We start from the raw sequence: 18,644 nt of genomic DNA on the forward strand, positions 1-18,644 counted from the left end.
CAAATCCAGCACGCAAAGGATGTATGCACAAATTTCTCCAAGACTTTTCCGTTCCTGCGGTATTTGCAGGTTTCATTACCTTTCTGATTGGTATCAGTGTTTCGGCAGTTTTGGTCATTCAAGCTGCACAAATATTAGGGGCTACGCCAGAGCAAATTAGCTCCTGGTTTTGGGCATTAGGTTTAGGGATTGGACTGTCTGGTTTAATTTTGTCCTGGAAATTTAAATATCCAGTTGCCACGTCATGGTCAACTGCTGGACTGGCCCTGATTTTAGCCACTGGCAATGGTTATAGCTTGCACGAAGCCATCGGTGCATTTCTGGTCTGTGGTTTACTCAGTGCCATTTTAGGTTTTTCGGGTATTTTTCAGAAAATTTTATCTTATATTCCACAAAGCTTAACTAGTGCCATGTTGGCAGGTGTGTTACTCAAATTCGGCATTGCCCTGTTTGCCAGCATGCAAAATGACTGGGGCTTTATCATTTCATTGTTAGCAGCGTATGTTCTGTCTAAACGTCTGTCTCCACGTTACAGCATCGTCATTACCGTGATTGCCGGACTTGTGCTCTGTCCAATGTTTATGCAGTTTCATCCTCCAGTTTTACAATGGAGTTTGGCGCAACCGGTATGGATTAGTCCTGAATTTAGCTGGTCCGCCCTTTTGGGTTTGGCCTTGCCATTATTCGTCATTAACATGGCATCACAATATTTACCCGGTATTGCCATGATCAAAAGCTATGGCTATCAGCCCCATGTCAATCAGCTGATTGGCTGGACCGGAGTTACCCAGACCCTGCTGGCTCCATTTGGCTGTTACACGGTCAATATTGCAGCCATTAGTGCAGCCGTCAGTCTGGATGATCAGGTTCATCCTGACCCAGAGAAACGCTATATTGCCGGCATAAGCTGTGGATTTTTCTATATCTTGATGGGGGTTTTCGCAGCAACACTGACCAGTTTACTGATGTCTTTCCCAGCCATTTTTATTGTCGCGCTGGCAGGTATTGCCTTACTGGGCACCATTAGCCACAACATAGCTATCGCCTTTCAGGATGTCCGCGAACGAGAAGCCGCATTATTTACCTTTTTATTCAGCGCTTCCGGCATTCAGTTTTTTGGAATTGGTTCAGCCTTCTGGGGTTTAATTTTTGGTATTATCGTATCTATCATATTAAAGTTTAAGGTAGCACAATCCTGCAAATAACTTTTGTAGTTTATCGATCTGGTTATGGATATTCCGGCACAGGGTAAGCCAGGATCAGGTTTATAGCTATGTGCTTTACATGCAGGATGATAATTCTTAATCTTCCTGCTTGAACCCTGCTCGATGAATTTAGAAAACACAACTACCAGCAAACTCGGTCCCTGTTTGCCAGAATTTTCCGTTTTGAGCAAAAAGTGAGTTCTGTTACTTCTAAAATAATAGCTAAACCCAGTAAGGGATAAACTAACAAAACAGAATTCGGATCATCTTTTCCTCAATTCACCTTAAAGTGCTATTTTGAATAATTTAAGGGCTGTCCCATTTTTAGATATGAGCTGTCTAAAACGAAGCTACAAAGCTGAATCACTATATTTTTGAATAAACTGGATGGTTTGCTTAAATGTCTGCTGACTGGCCCTTTTACTCATCATAAACTGATATTCATGGACCAAAAACTCTTTAGATTCAGGATAAAAAACTTCGGTTACCGGTATCTTCTGACTAAGCAAAGCACTTACAAAAGGGACAGACTGGGTCCTGGTCAAAAAGTCTTTATTGCCGCCACTAATGAAAACAGGCGGATAATTCGCAGTTAAATATTGAATAGGAGAAATGCTTTTTAAAAAATCTGCATCATCTTTTTTATTACCGGTATAGGCCTGAACCAGATTAAACACTCCCCATTCGATCAGTTTTAATTCATCTGGAGCCGTTTTGATAAAGGCATTCATATCATAAATACCGCAATGCAGGATCAACCCTTTAATTTGCTCACGCTGGATTAACGGTGAAATCGCAGACTTTCGGGCAAAATCAGGATTACTGAGTAAAGCTGCATAATGACTGACTAAATTTGCACCTGCCGAGTCACCCGCCAGATACAGGTGCTGGGCATTAATATGGTAAGTCTCGGCATGCTCACTAATAAATTTTAGGGCCTGATTAATTTGCAGCAGCTGCTCAGGATAAATCGTTTGCGGAGCAAATTGGTATTCGACTGAAACCACGTTATACCCTTGATCAGCAAGACGTTTAAAGTAGCCTCGAGCATGTTGTTTAGAACCGGAAATCCAGCCACCGCCATGAATCCAGACCACCGTCGGCCGGTTTCCCAAATCTGCAATATCACGGGGTTGGTAAAGATCCAGATGCAGCGCCGGATTTTGCAGATATGCAATATTAGTTTGAGCTAAAACTTCAGGAGCATGCCGATCAATAAACTTTTTTTGAACATTAGTCGAGGCATTAAATACACTGGCAATGACCTTGCTATTGCTTTGTATATTCTGGCAAGCACTACTGGATAGTGCAGCCGTGAGGCATACACTTAGACTAAAAGATTTCGAATACACAATTTACCCTATCAACTTTTCCACAAAATTGAGAAAAATCATCATATTTTGCAGCATTTTAATGACTGTTTAAACATTTAGAAATACAGGCCCAAATGTTGAGTTTTAAACTCGGTTTTTGAATGTCACAGTGAATACAGTTATATTTATGATTTGTATATAATTTAATGAATTTTAAAACATTTTTTACAGAGTAAATTGATCAATTCAATACAATGTGCTATGTATAAACAATAGCTACATAATAAATGCTAAGGAATCATGCTTATGTCTTATCAAAATATTTTAGTCCCAGTTGATGGCTCAGAAATTTCTTTCTCTGCAGTTAAAAATGCAGCTCAAATTGCTAAAGCATTTTCCAGTCAGTTAACCTTGATCAGCCTGGTTACTGAAGACCCATTTTCTCAAGCAGATTTTTATTATCCATCTCCAATCATGAAAGAATATTTTGTGCAGGCTTATGCCAATGCCGAAAAAGCCTTAGAAAAAGCCAAAGCAATTGCCGCTGAAAATGGTGTCATTGCAACACCTCAAATCATTAAGGGCAATATTTCAGAAGAAGGTATTCTGGAAACTGCAGAAAAATTGAAAACTGACCTGATTGTGATGGGTTCGCATGGTCGTAAAGGTTTTCAAAAATTCCTTCTGGGCAGCTTTGCTCAGGATGTTCTAAAAACCACCAAGCTTCCTGTTTTAGTGATCAAAGAATAAGGTTTTTAATGAGTCTCTCCATAGATGAAAGGCTCATTTTACCAATTTCGGCAATTGGTAAAATGATCATCATAACTGATTATAAATCGCCATCACACTTATCCATTCAGCAATATTCATAAGGTAATTTCATGACTTATAAACATATTTTGGTTCCAGTAGATGAATCTCCTATTTCTTATGCCGCTGTTGAACAGGCTCTGGCTTTGGCCAAGCCTTTAAATTGCCAGGTCACCATTACCAGTGTGATTGCGGTTGATCCTTTTGTTGGAGTTGATTTTTATAAAGTCGCACCGGCAATTACCGATTACTTTATCGAAGCTGAAAAAAATGCACAGTTGAACCTGGCAGAAATCAAGCAATCTTTCATTCGTGATGGCATTGCAGTCGATACCAAAATCGTTCGGGGTGTATCACCTGCTGAAGGTATTATGCAGGTTGCCGATGAAGTGGGTGCCGATCTGATTATTATGGGCTCACATGGTCGTACCGGATTTAAAAAATTAGTGTTGGGAAGTGTGGCCCAAGAAGTCTTGACCCAGTCTCCTATTCCAGTACTGATTATGAAAGTCTAAGCAATAAAAAAGTCCCTGCAGCACAGGGACTTTTTTATATAAGCATATCTATCATGTGCTTCTGCTGCCGCCATCCATGCACTTGATCTCAAGCTGGTAAACTGAATGGGGAATATTTGCCAAAGAAACTGTTTTTAATCAGCATTGAAGTAACCTCAACACAGTTTATGTTTTGGAAATATGCTGATGTAAATTTTGCAGGTAAATTTCTGCTTCAAGTTTGCTGGCAAAGTTTTTTTGATAGCTTCCCGTCGCCTGAATATTATTCGGTGTATATTCAATCAACACAGCAAAATTTCCGTCAGTCGCATTTTTTGAAATCCGAATTGCAATGATATGCTGAGAATTTAGGTAGAAACCATCTTCAATTTTAACTAACAAAACCAATCTCCAGTCTATTTAGTAAAATGACAGGCTAATGCAATCACAGTCTGTAAATGATAAAAGCTCACCTTAAGATGAGCTTTGACATGGCTATTTTAAGCCATAACAGTGATTTATTCGACACTTTTAAAGTAATTATGCAATATGAATTATGTCTTACTATTCAAGTATTCAACTAAGTCAATCTAAACATAAGCAGCATTTTCAGCGCGTACAATACTTGAAATATCAACAAAAAAGCCTTTTCTCAGTTTGCACCAAGAAAAGGCGTTTCATGATTAATGGATGCTCAGTTAGATACTCAACATACTATTCAAAGTTTCCGATACGTTTTTGGATTTCACTTGTGGCTTTAAGGCTTCCAGTGCATTTTTCACTTCTGTACATTGTGGCTCTGCCAAGGTGTACCAGCGAGAAAGCACTTGTAATAAGCGTGAACCGACTATCGGGTTTTTCTCATCCAAGTATTTAGCCAGATCAATAAAGTGTTGCACACCAAAACTCCATGTATTGACTGGATTGGCATTTAAACCGCCACTTACCGAACGAATACGGTTGGGGTTACCCAAATCATAGTCCGGATGTGAAGTTAAGTATTTGATGGTTTCTGCATTTGCTTTTGGATGCGCTGCCTGAACCATAAACCATTGATCTAACGACAAGGCTTCATCTTCAAAGCGGTTATAGAAATCTGCTAAAGCTTCTTTGGCTTGTGGCGCATCATTCCAAACCAAGACTTTAAGTGCACCCAAACGTTCAGACATATTGCCTGTATGATACTGTTCATACGCTAAATCAAAGGCAGAGGCATCACCCTGACGTGCAATCATAGCAAGCATGATGTTTCTGAGGGCACGTACACCCATCGCCTGAGAGAATTCGCTCTGATTATCCGGATCTAAGTCCAGGTAAGTCTGTTTACAGAATGCACCCAAGTCACGTACCAATGTATCCAACAAAACATTACGCTGTTCCTGAATTTTAGCAGGTTGATAATCGGTATCAATACGGCTACCCAAATAGCCTTCGGTCGGTACATCAAACAGACGTGAAGCCAAGAGCGGATCTTTTTTAATGACTTCAGGCAAAGTATTTTTCATAGCTTGAATATAAATATCAGCATCATGCCCTTCCAGCAAAATACGCTCCAGCAGGGTTTGAGTGGCCTGCCACTGGTTAAAACCATTGGTTTCATATTGCATCAAGAAGGCCAGTTCTTCATCTGAATAGTTGAATTCAAGATTGACCGGTGCAGAGAAATTACGCAGCAATGACACCACAGGTTTTGCCATCACGCCGCTAAATTCAATGCTTGCCTCATTTTGATCAAATAAATACACGCCATCTTTTACGCCATTTTCAAACAGTGCTTCAGATTGCAAGGTATATTGCTCACCTGTTTCGGCATTGAATAATGCCAAAGCCACAGGAATGGGAACGGCTTTAAGGTTAGGATATTTTGCATTCGCTTTTAAACTTTGTTTAAAGCTTAAACGATAGGTTTGAGTTGCAGCATCATACTCGCCTGTGGCTTGCAGTTTTGGTGTACCCGGCTGGTTATACCAGATCAGAAATGCCGATAAATCCACGCCTGAACCAGCAGTAAGCGCAGCCACCCAGTCCTCAACGGTTACTGCCTGACCGTCATGACGGCGGAAGTATTCGTCAGTCCCTTGGCGGAATTTTTCCTTGCCAAGTAAGGTTGACATCATGCGGTTAATTTCCGCACCTTTTTCGTACACCGTTGCCGTATAGAAGTTGTTAATTTCGACAAAATGATCTGGACGTGGCGGATGCGATAATGGACCTGAATCTTCAGGGAACTGGTGGGCTTTGAGTACAGCAACATCATCAATACGTTGTACTGCTGCTGACTGTAAATCTTCCGAGAAAGACTGATCACGGAATACCGTCAAGCCTTCTTTCAGGCACAACTGGAACCAGTCACGGCAGGTAATCCGGTTCCCGGTCCAGTTATGGAAGTATTCATGGGCAATGACTGACTGTACCCGCATGATGGCAGCATCGGTGGTATATTCTTCATCGGCAAGCACACATGAAGTATTGAAGATATTCAGACCTTTATTTTCCATGGCACCCATGTTAAAGGCACTGGTCGCCACAATCATGTAATTGTCCAGGTCATAGGGACGACCATAATGTTCCTCATCCCATTGCATCGAATGTTTTAGGGCTTCCATGGCAATGTGACATTTTGGAATATCTTTTTCTTCGGCATAAATTTCCAGCGATACATTACGGCCTTCAGAGGTCACATAAGAATCTTTCAGTACCGCCAAATCACCAATCACACAGGCAAACAGATAGCTTGGTTTTTTGGTCGGATCTTGCCAGATGGTATAGTGACGACCTTCACCAGCCTCACCAGCTTCCATCAGGTTACCATTGGCTAACAGTACCGGAAATTTTTTATCGGCTTCGACACGGGTAGTAAATACAGACAGTACATCCGGACGGTCTGGATAGAAGGTAATTTTACGGAAACCTTCAGGCTCGTTTTGCGTTACGAATAAATCACCACTGGCCTGATATAAACCTTCAAGCTGGGTATTGCTTTCCGGATGAATGACCACTTCAGTTTCCAGAATGACCTGATCTGGTGCATTGGCAATTACCAGTTGTTCAGAATCGAGGGTGTAATCTGCAGCTGTCAGAAGTTTACCATTTAAGGTAATGGATTTTAATTCCAGATCACGGCCCAGCAGCACCAAATCCCCGGCAGTCTGACGCTTCATCACCAGATTTGCATTGACCTGCGTATGATCTGTATAGACTCGAATATCTAAGTTGATTGAATCCACCAAAAAAGAAGGTTTTTGATAGTCTTTTAAATAAACTGTTTGGTCTGCTTCAACCACCGGGTTTGCCGCGATATTCATATAATGTCCTAATCCTGTCGTTCTTAAGCCAAGACTTTGTTGTTGTGAAACGCTTCGATCATACGACAACTTTCGCAATCTGTCTGTGCCATTGATTTAAGTCATATATGGGCATATTGCTGTCAGTTTTCAATTCAAGTTATGCACATTGGTACAATTAATGTCCCTATTGATGACTTAAGGTGCATAAAAGAAGCACATGCTACACATCATGCTGAGAATATGTCCTCACTTTCTGCCCTATACTCCTGCGGCTCGGATAGCGCCTTTTTCATATATGTTTGTATAAATTTATTTTTTTCAGATTAAATAAAAAGACTTAACCCAAATTGACACTAATTTTCAAGATGACTACATTTTGAGCACGATTTTTGCTTGTATTCATCTGTGTAAAGCGCACTATAAAATTAAAACAAAACGAGAAGAGGTGTATGATGTATTTAAAAGACCATATTGTTCGCGTTGAAAATATCAAAACCATGCAAACGCTTGATGCTGCCGGAATTGATCACAAAGTGATTGCCATGTTTCTAAGCTGTGAAGGTATTCCAATGCAATCAGCGGATATTTACGCAATTTTAAATAATTACGATGCTCTAGGAAGCAAAAAAGTTCCATCTAAAAAAGTTCAGGCCTTGATTAATGCAAAGCAGCTAGGCGAGGAGGATGAGTCTCTGCCTTGCCCTGCCTCTTATTAACCGGAAACGTACCTTCTGATTTAATTCCATCCTTCTGATGCCCCCTATCCTTTATTGTGGAGATGAAAGATCAGGTCTTCACCTCCACATATTTCAATGTATTGTAAAACTTAGGCTATTTTTTCAGTATCCTACTTTCCGGCCAGCTTGTGCTTAGCTAATTATTTTCCATTCAGTACTATTCCATCACGTCACGGCAAAAGACAGGTGTATAATCTCTGCAATGATTAACCCGACTTGTGATCGACTCATTCCATGCTTCTTCAAATTCTGCAAAAACAGCTCGATGAAAGTACCTCATGTCCTTTATGTCAGGCATCCATGTTCTGGATAGAGGCTGAACAGTACGATCAAGCAATAAATTTTCATGAATGTAGTCACTGTCATCATCGCCTGTTTCAGGATGGACGCGGCAACTGCCACTGTGAAACATGTCTGGCCAAACGTAAAAGAATGCTGGCTGAAACACGGCTTCAGGAACAGCGTAAGCTGAAGTCCAAAGACAAAGATGCTGTTGAATACCGACTGGATCAAATCAGTTTTTTAAATAAATTGTTTTTACTCAGTATTCTGGATAATCAGGTTCAGGAACATACTACGCATTATGAATATATAGACTGGGAAAATATTAAATATCATTCCCTTACACCAAATTATCTGTTCCAGAATTATTTGATCAAGCAACTGGTAAAAGAACAGATCCTGATTGCCAAGGATTTTGCATCCGAAGCCCATCATTATTACATCAATGTCCGTTTGGACGGTTATTCGGAACCGAGTCTGTTTAGTATTACCCAGCAACTGAGAAACTGGTTCTATGAAAATTTAACCTTGGGTGTGCCTTTTAAAAATGCCGATGAAGTCAAAAATACGCTTTATCTGGTGCTGTATCAGGAAATTATTCAGTTTGCCCAGTTTTACTGTCGTACTTGGGGTATCCAGATTGCAGGGAACAATAGCTTTCAAACTTTCTGCTATCGCCTGATGGATTCTCTGGCAGTAGGTCAAATCTACTATTTAGTACAAACTGCTTTAGAATATTTGCATCAGCAAAAAGCCCTACAAGCACGCAATGAAAACTTTATTAATACCAATTTGTTAAAGAAAACCTTACAGCAATATCGTGAACGTTCCGTGACTGAAAAATGGGAAACCTCCACCCTGCCCCGTCCACACAACATTCCTTTTAGCAAGATGAGCGAAATCCTGTTGTTCCGCTTTCTGGGCTATGATGAGAGTATTTTTTTCCAGCCAATCTGGAAATTATGGAAAAAAATTGAACCGCGATTAAGTTTTTATTCACAAAAACGCTGTATGTATTGTGGTTCTAATGAACTTACTGTCGATTATGATGCTGAAAATTATGTGACACTCTGCTGTCGAACCTGTAAGCATCAAGACCACTATTTTACCCAATAAAATTTCACCCACTAGATGGTGATTGATATGTCCAGTTTCTCCGACTCTACCCTGTACAATTCAAGGAATAATCCCATGAATCAAACGTCAACATTGGTCGAGCAGATTGTTGAAGCATGGACACAACTGCAAAGCCGGCAGCCTTTGGTACAATGTATTACTAACAGTGTTGCAGCAAATTATGCAGCCAATGTATTGCTGGCCGCAGGTGCCTCTCCGGCTATGATTGACAATCCGTTCGAAGCCGAAAGTTTTACCACGATTGCCGCTGCACTCAGTATTAATCTGGGTACACCCACCCATGAACAGATGCAGGCCATGCAAATTTCTGCACAAACGGCACAGCATACCCATACCCCATGGGTGCTCGACCCAGTCGGTTATGGACCCATTCTAAAATGGCGCTCAGACATGGTGGATGAATTACTGCAATATCATCCCACGGTCATTCGAGGTAATGCTTCAGAAATCAGTACTCTTGCAGGCAACCAGGTAGAATCCAAAGGCGTGGATAGCACTTTGGATAGTGCCGATGTCTATCATCAGGCTAAAGTACTGTTAGCCCATGCTGACTGTATTGCCATTTCTGGTGAATCCGATTTTATTTTGACTAAAGAGCTAGATGTCGTAATTCAGGTCAATGGCGGTTCTTATTTACAGCCCAAAGTCACTGCGACAGGTTGTGCACTGGGTGCATTAATCGCAGCTTATTGCGCTGTTACGTCACCAACGATTGCGACGATTGCAGCCCATACCCATTTTGCTATTGCAGGAAAACTGGCCTTTGAACAGACACAAATGATCGGACATTTTAATGTGGCTTTTATGGATCACATTCACAGATTAAATCCGGATTTAATCCAGCAATATGCGGATCTTAAAATTCTTAGCCTTTAAGTTTAGTCTACATTCCTGTTACTAAGGTTGACCTGGTTCAGATTGTAATGACCGGGTCTGGGCTTATATCCATGCCAGTATCAGTATAAAAAAGTGAATGACGACGGAAATTTAATAGACTTTTCGACCTGTAAATAAATTAAATACCGTTTCCAAAATCGTTAGCAAATCCAATTTGCAGATACAGAGCAAGCCCATGCCATCAAAATAGTCAGGGACATGCTGCATAAAAAAATTGCTATGCGGGGTTGCCCTATTTCTTAGGCGTTGAATGTGCTGGGGTGTCGTGTGGGGCATCACATAGGGATAGACAAAAATATCTTCTCGACGCTTATGCACTTCAGCTTTACGCTGCTGAATCATTTGCAGAACTTTTAAATATTGTTGGGGAATTTCTTTACATCTACGTGGAAAGAAGTTTTGTGAGCGAGAAGCAAAATAAGTATAAATTTTAGGCTGTATGATGGTCAGCACAAACCATAATGGAATGGAGGGATGTCGAATTCGCTGATTGATTGCCACTCGGATTGCTGTTTTAAGTGTCCTGTTACCTTTACGATAAGCAGGTAAAATACTGGCCCGGTAGCTCACCACAAAGATAGGATGCCCCTCTAGAGAAAGCTGAAGCACAGGAATAATATTTTGTCCGACCAGTGTGTCCTTATGGTAATAATGAACGACCAGAACTGAAACAGCATCCTGATCATAGACAAAATGATAAATTTCTTCTTCGCAAGAATCCGGAAAAATTTGTTGATCAAATTCACAGATCAGTTTAAAAAAACGATGCTTTTCTTCAGATGCAAGTTTTGCAAAATCGACAATCGTTTCTGTAATACGCATCAAATTGATCCAATTTTTTGATAACTATCAATTATTCCCGATTTCAGCTGACTTAAATATCACTAGAAATAGTGATTTAAACTACAGTTCCTCAGTTTTTTTACCTGGTTACAACATTACGGGGACAATCCGCGTATATAAGAATGCTACAAAGCATAATAAAAAAGCCCAACAGATCGAGTCCATTAGGCTTTTTCGATAGGGAAAAAGAGTGATTAAAAGATATAAATCTCGAGTTTAAATCTTGAATTACCTTCTTTACAAAACTCTACTCGATCACACTCTCTAAGGATAGGTAATAAGTACGGACTTAATACGGTTATCTTCCAGTTCAGTCACTTCAAAATGAATACCGTGATATTCCAGTTTGGCCCCAAGACTGACTTTGCCATGAGTTTTCTCTAAAATCAGCCCCGCAAGACTGATATAACCAGCCTCGCCTTCAACTAAATCCAGCATACCCAGCTCCAGTTCAAGCTGATACACATCAAGCATACCAGAGGCTTTCCAGGTATGATCATCAATTTTTACCAGATCGAGCTGCTCATCAGCATCCGGAAACTCACCTGCAATCGCCTCAAATACATCCAGAGGAGAAATCAAACCTTGTACATTTCCAAACTCGTCACTGACTAATACCAATGAACCTTTCGAGCTACGCAAAGTATTAATGGCATCAATCACTTTCATTTTTTCAAAAATATAAATCGGACGATGGCGTTTGATTAAAGCCTTGAGCTGTTCTGGCTCTTCAATGACATCAAGGAGTTCTTTGGCACGAACCACGCTTAAAACCTTATCCAGACTGCCACGACAAACTGGAAACAAGCTATGCGGTACAGCGAGTACCTGTTCACGAATCTGTTCAGCAGTGTCATCCAGATTCACCCAGGAAATTTGGCTGCGCGGAGTCATGATCGAAGCAACTGACCTTTCTGCCAGGGTTAATACCCCACCAATCATATAACGCTCTTCATCAGCAAATGCTTCTTGCGCTTCAAAGTGCTGAGCACTGTTAGTGACAGTTTCCATTTTGCCGCCCATCATTTTCAAGATGGAATCTGCAGTACGGTGACGTAATGGAATTTTAGATTCATGTTTGGCTACATTACGTTGACCAAACTGGTTAAATGCTTCAATTGCAATGGCAACACCAATACCTGAATAGATATAGCCTTTCGGAATATGGAAACCAAAACCTTCTGCAATCAGGCTAATACCTATCAGCAACAAGAAACTTAAGCACAGAATCACGACAGTCGGATGTCGGTTTACAAAAGCAGTTAACGATTTAGAAGCCAGCAACATCACAGCCATGGCAACAATCATGGCCACCATCATCACATAGATGTTGTCGACCATGCCGATTGCGGTAATCACCGAATCTAGAGAGAATACCGCGTCTAGCACTACAATTTGTGCAACAACTGCGGTAAAACTTGCATAAACAATATTGGTGGTAACTTTAACTTCAGGCTTGCCCTCAATTTTTTCATGCAGTTCAGTCACAGCTTTATAGACCAGGAATAAACCACCGAATAAAAGAATAAGATCTCGCCCTGAGAATGTCCAATCAAAGACGGTAATAAGCGGTTTGGTCAAAGTGACTAACCAAGAGATAGCAAACAATAAGCCCAAGCGCATGAATAAAGCGAGGGAAAGACCTACGATACGTGCTTTATCACGTTGTTCTGGAGGAAGTTTTTCGGCCAAAATGGCAATAAATACTAGGTTATCAATACCTAAAACAATTTCTAAAACAATAAGGGTAAGCAAACCAACCCAAATTCCCGGATCTAATAAAAACTCCATTAGTTTATATCTCCGTTTTCAAGAATTTGGTTAAAAAAAATTTAAACCGGCACGGCGACGGATCCATATAAGTGACCTTTTCAACAATAGATAAATTTATTATGCACAATCTATTAAATTTGTAATCAAATTTTTGTATTTTGAGCAGTTTTATCTTAGCCTGCTATGCAATTTAGCTTACTTTTGACGCTTTTATTTCGACCTCATCCGATTTTTAGATTAAGAAAATTAAGATTGATCCTTCAATGAATAAATTATTCAATAAAATATTATTAAACAATTATTTATTTAACCCGAATCCTGCTTAAGCCAATCATTCCATTACTTGAATGGTTGGCTTGTTTTGATGGCATAACTGATAAGCACATAAAGAGGCATAAATTCCTGCTAAGTATCCTTCAATGCTTCTCGCTTTACTCGTTACCAAATGATATTTCCCTTTTAATAAGCTGAATAAAGTTTCTATTTTATTACGCTGCTTTAAGTGATATTCATCTGATGTTGAAAGTTGTACAGATTTCATGTTCTTTCGATGATATGTAATTAAATCAGTACCTTGTGATTTTAATCTGCTCTTTAATTCCTGACTGATATAGCCACGGTCAGCATATAGCTTGACTTTTAATCCTTCTACCAACCGTTCAACCATTTTAATATCTGCTGTATGCCCATTCGATAAAGCTGTACTGACAATCTCTCCTGACTGATTCATGATTAAATGCAGCTTACAGCCAAAGAACCATCCCATTGAACTTTTACCACGTGTTGCAATCACTACTAGAGATTTATGTCGTTGAATCCGCTGATTTTTGCATACAGGCAGTGTAGTCGAATCGATCTACAAATAATGGCTCTGACAATCTTTCATCAAGGCAAAATGTAAAGCATGCAGTGCCAATTGATGTGTTCCGATGAGATGAACCATCCGTTGGTAACACGGTAAATATCGAAAGAGTTGGCTTTGATGTTGCTTTAATGAAAAGAAGAAAGCTTTGAAGTTATTGAAATGAGAGCATTTATACCAAATGGCGATGAATACGATTTCTGAAAGTTTCAATTGAGAAGATCGCATTCTCAAACGCTTGTTACTGTCTTTTAAAAATTCCCAATAGGTTGCTTCAAATTTCTGAAAAAAGTCATCAATCATACAGAAGAAATATGTAAAATCGAACATGGTGGCTGAAGGCGTAGGTGGTGTGGTAACTCCCTAATGGTTTTCAGCCACCTTTTTTTCAAGCGAATTCTTATCCGCGATTCAGGTTATTTAAAGACTTATTTAGAGGATTTACTTGTATACACAGGATTGACTTATTGTATGTACAATTCCAATGTCGAAAATATTTTATTAACAAGACCAGTTCCCCAGCCTTTTTCATTCGAATCAAGGATGATCAAGATTATTGAATTGAATAGATGATAGCTAAACTTAAGATAAGCAAACTTCTAATTCTATTATTAAAATTTACAGGATGATGTGCAATGCCTCATAAATAAGATCATGCTCAGGCATACTGCCCAAAAGTTTGAAATGCTTAAGCCCGCTATTTTACAATACAATATTACCAAAATAACGTTATCTTCAGAACTTATCAAAATCCTGAAATCCTCATACACGTATTGAATTTCGTTAAAAATATTGTCGGATTTCATCAAGACTAAGACAGCTATGCCCTGTCTTTTCTAACCCTTATGCTCAATTTTAATTCTTTTGTAAGGAAATTTATAAATATAAGTTTCCTTATTGCAATATAAAAAACTTGAGATATATTAATAACAATAAAAATAATGTGCGTTGTTAGGCAAAATTGGATTTAAATAAGACGCTTTTCAACAAATTAAATACAACAATCTTAGGGAGGCTTTTCTCCATGACTAAAAAGTACAGTAAATTTTTACCTTCTATTGCAGAAGATTTCTCTCTGGAAAATTTTCCTTATTATTGGGTCACTCAAGTGCATGCCCAATATATACAAAATGTAGATCACGCTTTGAAAAAATACGGACTGGACAATTCACGTCGCCGTATTTTACTGTCACTAAAATCCAAACCTCATGCCAGCGTATCAGACCTCTCCGAAATGGTCATTTCCAAAATGTCGACCACCACCAAAATCGTCTATCGCTTAAAAGATGAAGGACTGGTTGAAACCTATTCATGTGAAGATGATGCCCGGATTACCCGAGTTGTCCTAACCGAGAGAGGACAACAAATGGCACATAAGATTAATGACCTGACCAATGTGGTTTTGGAACAATCTTTTGAAGGTCTGACTCCCCTACAAATTGAAAAAATGATGGAAAGTTTAAAATATATTTTTAAAAATTTAGCCCATTAAGTCGGGTTAAATTTGAAAGTAAACAAATGATTTTTAAGTTTTACTTTACAATATTTTAAAAGATATCGTTTTCACTTTAAATTTATTAAAAATAAGTTACAATAATAAAATACAATTACAACAATTATTACTGGGAAGAGTATAGATGACAAAAAAATACAGTAAGTTTTTACCATCTACAGACAATTTTGAGCTGGAAAATTTTCCATATTACTGGGTAAGTCAAGTACATGCTCAATACGTACAAAATGTTGATCATGCACTGAAAAAATATGGTCTGGACAATTCACGTCGCCGTATCTTGCTCGCTTTAAAATCCAAACCTCGTGCCAGCGTGTCAGATCTATCCGAAATGGTCATTTCTAAAATGTCGACCACCACCAAAATCGTCTATCGTTTAAAAGATGAAGGACTGGTTGAAACCTATTCATGTGAAGATGATGCCCGGATTACCCGAGTTGTCTTAACCGAGAAAGGACAACAAATGGCTCAGAAAATTAATGACCTGACCAATGTTGTTTTGGAACAATCATTCGATGGTTTAACCCCTTTACAAATTGAAAAAATGATGGAAAGCCTGCAACATATTTTTAAAAATTTATCACGATAATGTAATAGAGCTGTAAATTTAAAATTTCGGTTTAATACTGAATTTTTCTTTTGGACTTTACAGATAATATACAATTCATGCATTTTTTACATTTTCTAAAAAATGTTGAAGCAATAAATTATAAATAAAAATTAATGGGGAGAAAATAAACAATGCCCAAGAAATATAGTAGATTTTTACTTCTATCTGGTGAAAATTTTGATTTAGGAGATTTCCCCTACTACTGGATTACTCAGGTTCATGCACAAAGTGTAAAAAAACTAGATCACGCTTTGAAAAAATATGGTCTGGACAATTCACGTCGCCGTATTTTACTCGCTTTAAAATCCAAACCTCATGCCAGCGTGTCAGATCTATCCGAAATGGTCATTTCCAAAATGTCGACCACCACAAAAATCGTCTATCGTTTAAAAGATGAAGGACTGGTTGAAACCTATTCATGTGAAGATGATGCCCGTATTACCCGAGTTGTCTTAACCGAGAAAGGACAACGAATGACCCTGAAAATTAAAGATCTGAGCAATATAGTTCTCAAACAATCTTACCAGGGCCTAACTCCATTACAAATTGAAAAAATGATGGAAAGCCTGCAACATATTTTTAAAAATTTATCGTAATCATCTAAGCTTAATCGAAAAAATTAAGTTGGGGACTAATTTTTTCGATTTTTGCCTTTGGAACATGTGAACATTCAAAATCTACTTCCGGAAACCCTTCTACGAAAGAACTAATATCTGGTGAGTTCAAACTTAGCCATTCCTCTAAACGCTCGTGAGGAATAATAATCACTGAGCGTTTTACATTTCCGGGTTCATGAAAATCTTTCATCATAGGGTGATTTATGGCATCCATCGTAAGCATGGTTGCTGAACGAATAATTTCATCTCCAATTCGGCAAATTTCATAGAGCGCTGCAATATAAAAAGCATGGCCGTCCTTTCAGCGTACCCCCCCAACGTTGAGGCTTATTCTCAATATATTTTGACTCATAAAACTCACTCACCGGCATCACGCCAAATTTGCATTTTGAAGCAGCATTTATAAATGTCGGTTTTTGTAGCAAAGTTTCATTTCGAGCATTATAGGTTTTTAAGGCAATAGTTTTATCTTCAGCCCATTTAGGTACCATCCCAAAACCAACCTTACGCCACTCCAAACCTTGCGCTGATTTGAACAGCAAGGGCAACTCATAATTTGGATAGACCTCATCCGGATATTCAAAAGGAATATCCGGAAGATTCAACTCACGAAGCTGCTTTAAAGTAAGCGGTTTAAAATTAGCGCACATACAATAAGATTTAAATTAAAACTTATTCCATTATAACTTTAATCACATCATTTCTACTTCACATGACTATTCGGAAGCGTTAACCAATGTGTACGGCTGAACTCATCCAATATCCACTGTCCATTAAAGCGCCCCAAGCCTGAATTTCGCTCTCCGCCAAAGGGTGCATTCGGCTGATCTGCCACGGTTATGGAATTGATATGTGTCATACCTGCATCAATCTGCATTGCAAAACGAGTTCCGCGCTCGAGATCGGTAGTACATACTGCGCTGGATAGCCCATAGGCTGTGTTATTAGCCAAACGCAAAGCATCGGCTTCATCTTGAGCCTTAATGATCGGTAAGACTGGCCCAAAACTTTCTTCTTTGGCTAAACTGGATTCAGGATTGACATCAATAAAAATATGCGGTGGCACCACATTATATTGAATATCGCCTCTCACGATAAGTTTAGTTCCCTCTTGCAGTGCCTGAGCAATAATGTGTTTTATTTTTTCAACTTGTGCCCCATTAATAATCGGGCCAATGAGAGTATCCTCTTGCTCAGGGTCACCGTAGACAATGTTTTTAGTGCGAATGACCAGTTTTTCAACAAAAGTATCATAAACTTTAGCATCGACAATCACCCGATTGGTACTCATGCAAATTTGCCCCTGATGCAAAAAACGTCCCATCATAGCGAGTTCTACTGCCAGATCCAGATCAGCATCATCCAGCACCACTAAAGGCGCATTACCGCCCAGTTCCAGCGCTATTCGCTTCAGATGGCTACCACCAACTGCCAATTGCCCGACACGTTTTCCAACTAAGGTTGAACCTGTAAATGAAATCATTTTAGGGGTATCGTGCTCAACAAAGTAATCCCCTATTTCACCACCTAAACCGGCAACCACACTGAATACCCCCTCAGGGAGACCCGCTTCTTCAAAAATTTTGGCAAGTAGCATTCCCCCTGTAATAGGTGTATCACTTGCAGGCTTTAACACCACACAATTTCCAATCGCCAGGGCTGTGACTACAGAACGCATACTAAGATGAAATGGAAAGTTCCAAGGACTAATTACTGCAATCACGCCGAGCGCTTTTCGTACAACATGGCTTTTGCGAGTAGGGTCTATAGATTGCAATTTCTGGATTTCCATTCTTTCAGGAAATGTGATGGCCTCATTGATAATACCCAATACAGCGTCTACTTCAATATTGGCTTTAAAACGTGTGCTGCCAGACTCCTGAATGAGCCAGTCAATGATTTCTTCGCGTCTATTTTTGACCACATCCAAAACTCGGAGGATAATGCTTTTACGCTCGGATGGAAGCGTTTGCGACCAGGTAGTAAAACTACGCTCTGCAGCCGAATAAGCACTATCAACATCGACAAGGCTGGCAGCCTGCAATTTTAAAATAAGTTCTTGAGTATAAGGATTGAGATTATTCAGTGTATGGGTTGACGTTCCTTTTAGCCAGTGCCCTGCTATAAATTGTTCATCATTAAATTGATAAGCTTGCATCATCAAATCCTTTAGTTATTTTGCTTTGAAGATTAATGTATAACTGAATGTATTAAAGTGCCAGAATAAAAGGATTTTTGTTACTTTTAGACAATAAAAAAGCCTC

At 39.3% G+C, this 18,644-nt stretch carries 15 protein-coding genes and 2 pseudogenes; 9 read left to right on the forward strand and 8 right to left on the reverse strand.

Translation table 11 applies throughout. The features are described from left to right. Positions 1-23: 23 nt before the first annotated feature. Positions 24-1,205, forward strand: a complete 1,182-nt coding sequence (locus tag ABJ384_RS08230) for a benzoate/H(+) symporter BenE family transporter (protein WP_349926676.1) — start codon at positions 24-26, stop codon at positions 1,203-1,205. 350 nt (positions 1,206-1,555) lie between these two features. Here ABJ384_RS08230 and ABJ384_RS08235 read toward each other — a convergent pair whose 3' ends face one another. Continuing rightward, positions 1,556-2,557: an alpha/beta hydrolase gene (locus ABJ384_RS08235; RefSeq protein ID WP_349926678.1), complete on the reverse strand. Its 1,002-nt coding sequence runs from the start codon at positions 2,555-2,557 to the stop codon at positions 1,556-1,558. Positions 2,558-2,824: 267 nt separating this feature from the next. Between ABJ384_RS08235 and ABJ384_RS08240 the strand changes: the two genes are divergently transcribed. Together ABJ384_RS08240 and ABJ384_RS08245 are read left to right on the forward strand one after the other, a co-directional pair. Next, a complete protein-coding gene (locus ABJ384_RS08240) occupies positions 2,825-3,268 on the forward strand; it encodes a universal stress protein (protein WP_349926680.1) in 444 nt (147 codons plus the stop codon). Between the two features lie 131 nt (positions 3,269-3,399). Next, the gene (locus ABJ384_RS08245) at positions 3,400-3,843 is read left to right on the forward strand and encodes a universal stress protein (protein ID WP_131274561.1); all 444 of its coding nucleotides are present in this window, start codon (positions 3,400-3,402) and stop codon (positions 3,841-3,843) included. A gap of 165 nt (positions 3,844-4,008) precedes the next feature. Here the strand turns inward: ABJ384_RS08245 and ABJ384_RS08250 are convergent, their stop codons facing one another. Further along, complete coding sequence (locus ABJ384_RS08250) at positions 4,009-4,224, reverse strand: hypothetical protein (RefSeq protein WP_349926682.1); 216 nt, start codon at positions 4,222-4,224, stop codon at positions 4,009-4,011. Between the two features lie 296 nt (positions 4,225-4,520). Further along, the gene (pepN, locus tag ABJ384_RS08255) at positions 4,521-7,127 is read right to left on the reverse strand and encodes an aminopeptidase N (RefSeq protein ID WP_349926684.1); all 2,607 of its coding nucleotides are present in this window, start codon (positions 7,125-7,127) and stop codon (positions 4,521-4,523) included. 434 nt (positions 7,128-7,561) lie between these two features. Between pepN and ABJ384_RS08260 the strand changes: the two genes are divergently transcribed. From ABJ384_RS08260 to thiM, 3 genes are all read left to right on the forward strand, one after another. Beyond that, positions 7,562-7,825: a hypothetical protein gene (locus ABJ384_RS08260; protein ID WP_349929722.1), complete on the forward strand. Its 264-nt coding sequence runs from the start codon at positions 7,562-7,564 to the stop codon at positions 7,823-7,825. A 255-nt stretch (positions 7,826-8,080) separates the two neighbouring features. Further along, on the forward strand, positions 8,081-9,244 hold the full coding sequence (locus tag ABJ384_RS08265) for a hypothetical protein (RefSeq protein ID WP_349926686.1): 1,164 nt from the start codon (positions 8,081-8,083) through the stop codon (positions 9,242-9,244). Positions 9,245-9,319: 75 nt separating this feature from the next. Continuing rightward, a complete protein-coding gene (gene thiM, locus ABJ384_RS08270) occupies positions 9,320-10,141 on the forward strand; it encodes a hydroxyethylthiazole kinase (protein ID WP_349926688.1) in 822 nt (273 codons plus the stop codon). A gap of 111 nt (positions 10,142-10,252) precedes the next feature. Here the strand turns inward: thiM and ABJ384_RS08275 are convergent, their stop codons facing one another. The 3 genes and pseudogenes from ABJ384_RS08275 to ABJ384_RS08285 form a co-directional block, all read right to left on the reverse strand. Next, positions 10,253-10,984, reverse strand: coding sequence for a hypothetical protein (locus ABJ384_RS08275; RefSeq protein WP_349926690.1), 732 nt, complete (start codon positions 10,982-10,984; stop codon positions 10,253-10,255). A 285-nt stretch (positions 10,985-11,269) separates the two neighbouring features. Next, entirely contained in the window at positions 11,270-12,796 is a 1,527-nt protein-coding gene (locus ABJ384_RS08280) for a transporter associated domain-containing protein (protein WP_349926692.1), read from the reverse strand. Between the two features lie 313 nt (positions 12,797-13,109). After that, positions 13,110-13,970: pseudogene (locus ABJ384_RS08285) on the reverse strand (IS982 family transposase). 694 nt (positions 13,971-14,664) lie between these two features. Here ABJ384_RS08285 and ABJ384_RS08290 point away from each other — a divergent pair. The 3 genes from ABJ384_RS08290 (at position 14,665) to ABJ384_RS08300 (ending at position 16,359) form a co-directional block, all read left to right on the forward strand. Further along, on the forward strand, positions 14,665-15,132 hold the full coding sequence (locus ABJ384_RS08290; RefSeq protein ID WP_349926694.1) for a MarR family winged helix-turn-helix transcriptional regulator: 468 nt from the start codon (positions 14,665-14,667) through the stop codon (positions 15,130-15,132). Between the two features lie 145 nt (positions 15,133-15,277). After that, complete coding sequence (locus ABJ384_RS08295) at positions 15,278-15,742, forward strand: MarR family transcriptional regulator (RefSeq protein ID WP_086195457.1); 465 nt, start codon at positions 15,278-15,280, stop codon at positions 15,740-15,742. Between the two features lie 152 nt (positions 15,743-15,894). Beyond that, on the forward strand, positions 15,895-16,359 hold the full coding sequence (locus tag ABJ384_RS08300) for a MarR family winged helix-turn-helix transcriptional regulator (RefSeq protein ID WP_086195458.1): 465 nt from the start codon (positions 15,895-15,897) through the stop codon (positions 16,357-16,359). A 10-nt stretch (positions 16,360-16,369) separates the two neighbouring features. Here ABJ384_RS08300 and ABJ384_RS08305 read toward each other — a convergent pair. Continuing rightward, a pseudogene (locus ABJ384_RS08305) lies at positions 16,370-17,030 on the reverse strand (SOS response-associated peptidase family protein). A 53-nt stretch (positions 17,031-17,083) separates the two neighbouring features. Further along, positions 17,084-18,541 carry an aldehyde dehydrogenase family protein gene (locus ABJ384_RS08310; RefSeq protein WP_349926697.1) on the reverse strand — a complete coding sequence of 486 codons (1,458 nt, stop codon included), beginning with the start codon at positions 18,539-18,541 and terminating at the stop codon, positions 17,084-17,086. Between the last annotated feature and the right edge of the window lie 103 nt (positions 18,542-18,644).

The organism is Acinetobacter sp. A1-4-2 (assembly GCF_040233925.1).
Classification (GTDB): Bacteria; Pseudomonadota; Gammaproteobacteria; order Pseudomonadales; family Moraxellaceae; genus Acinetobacter.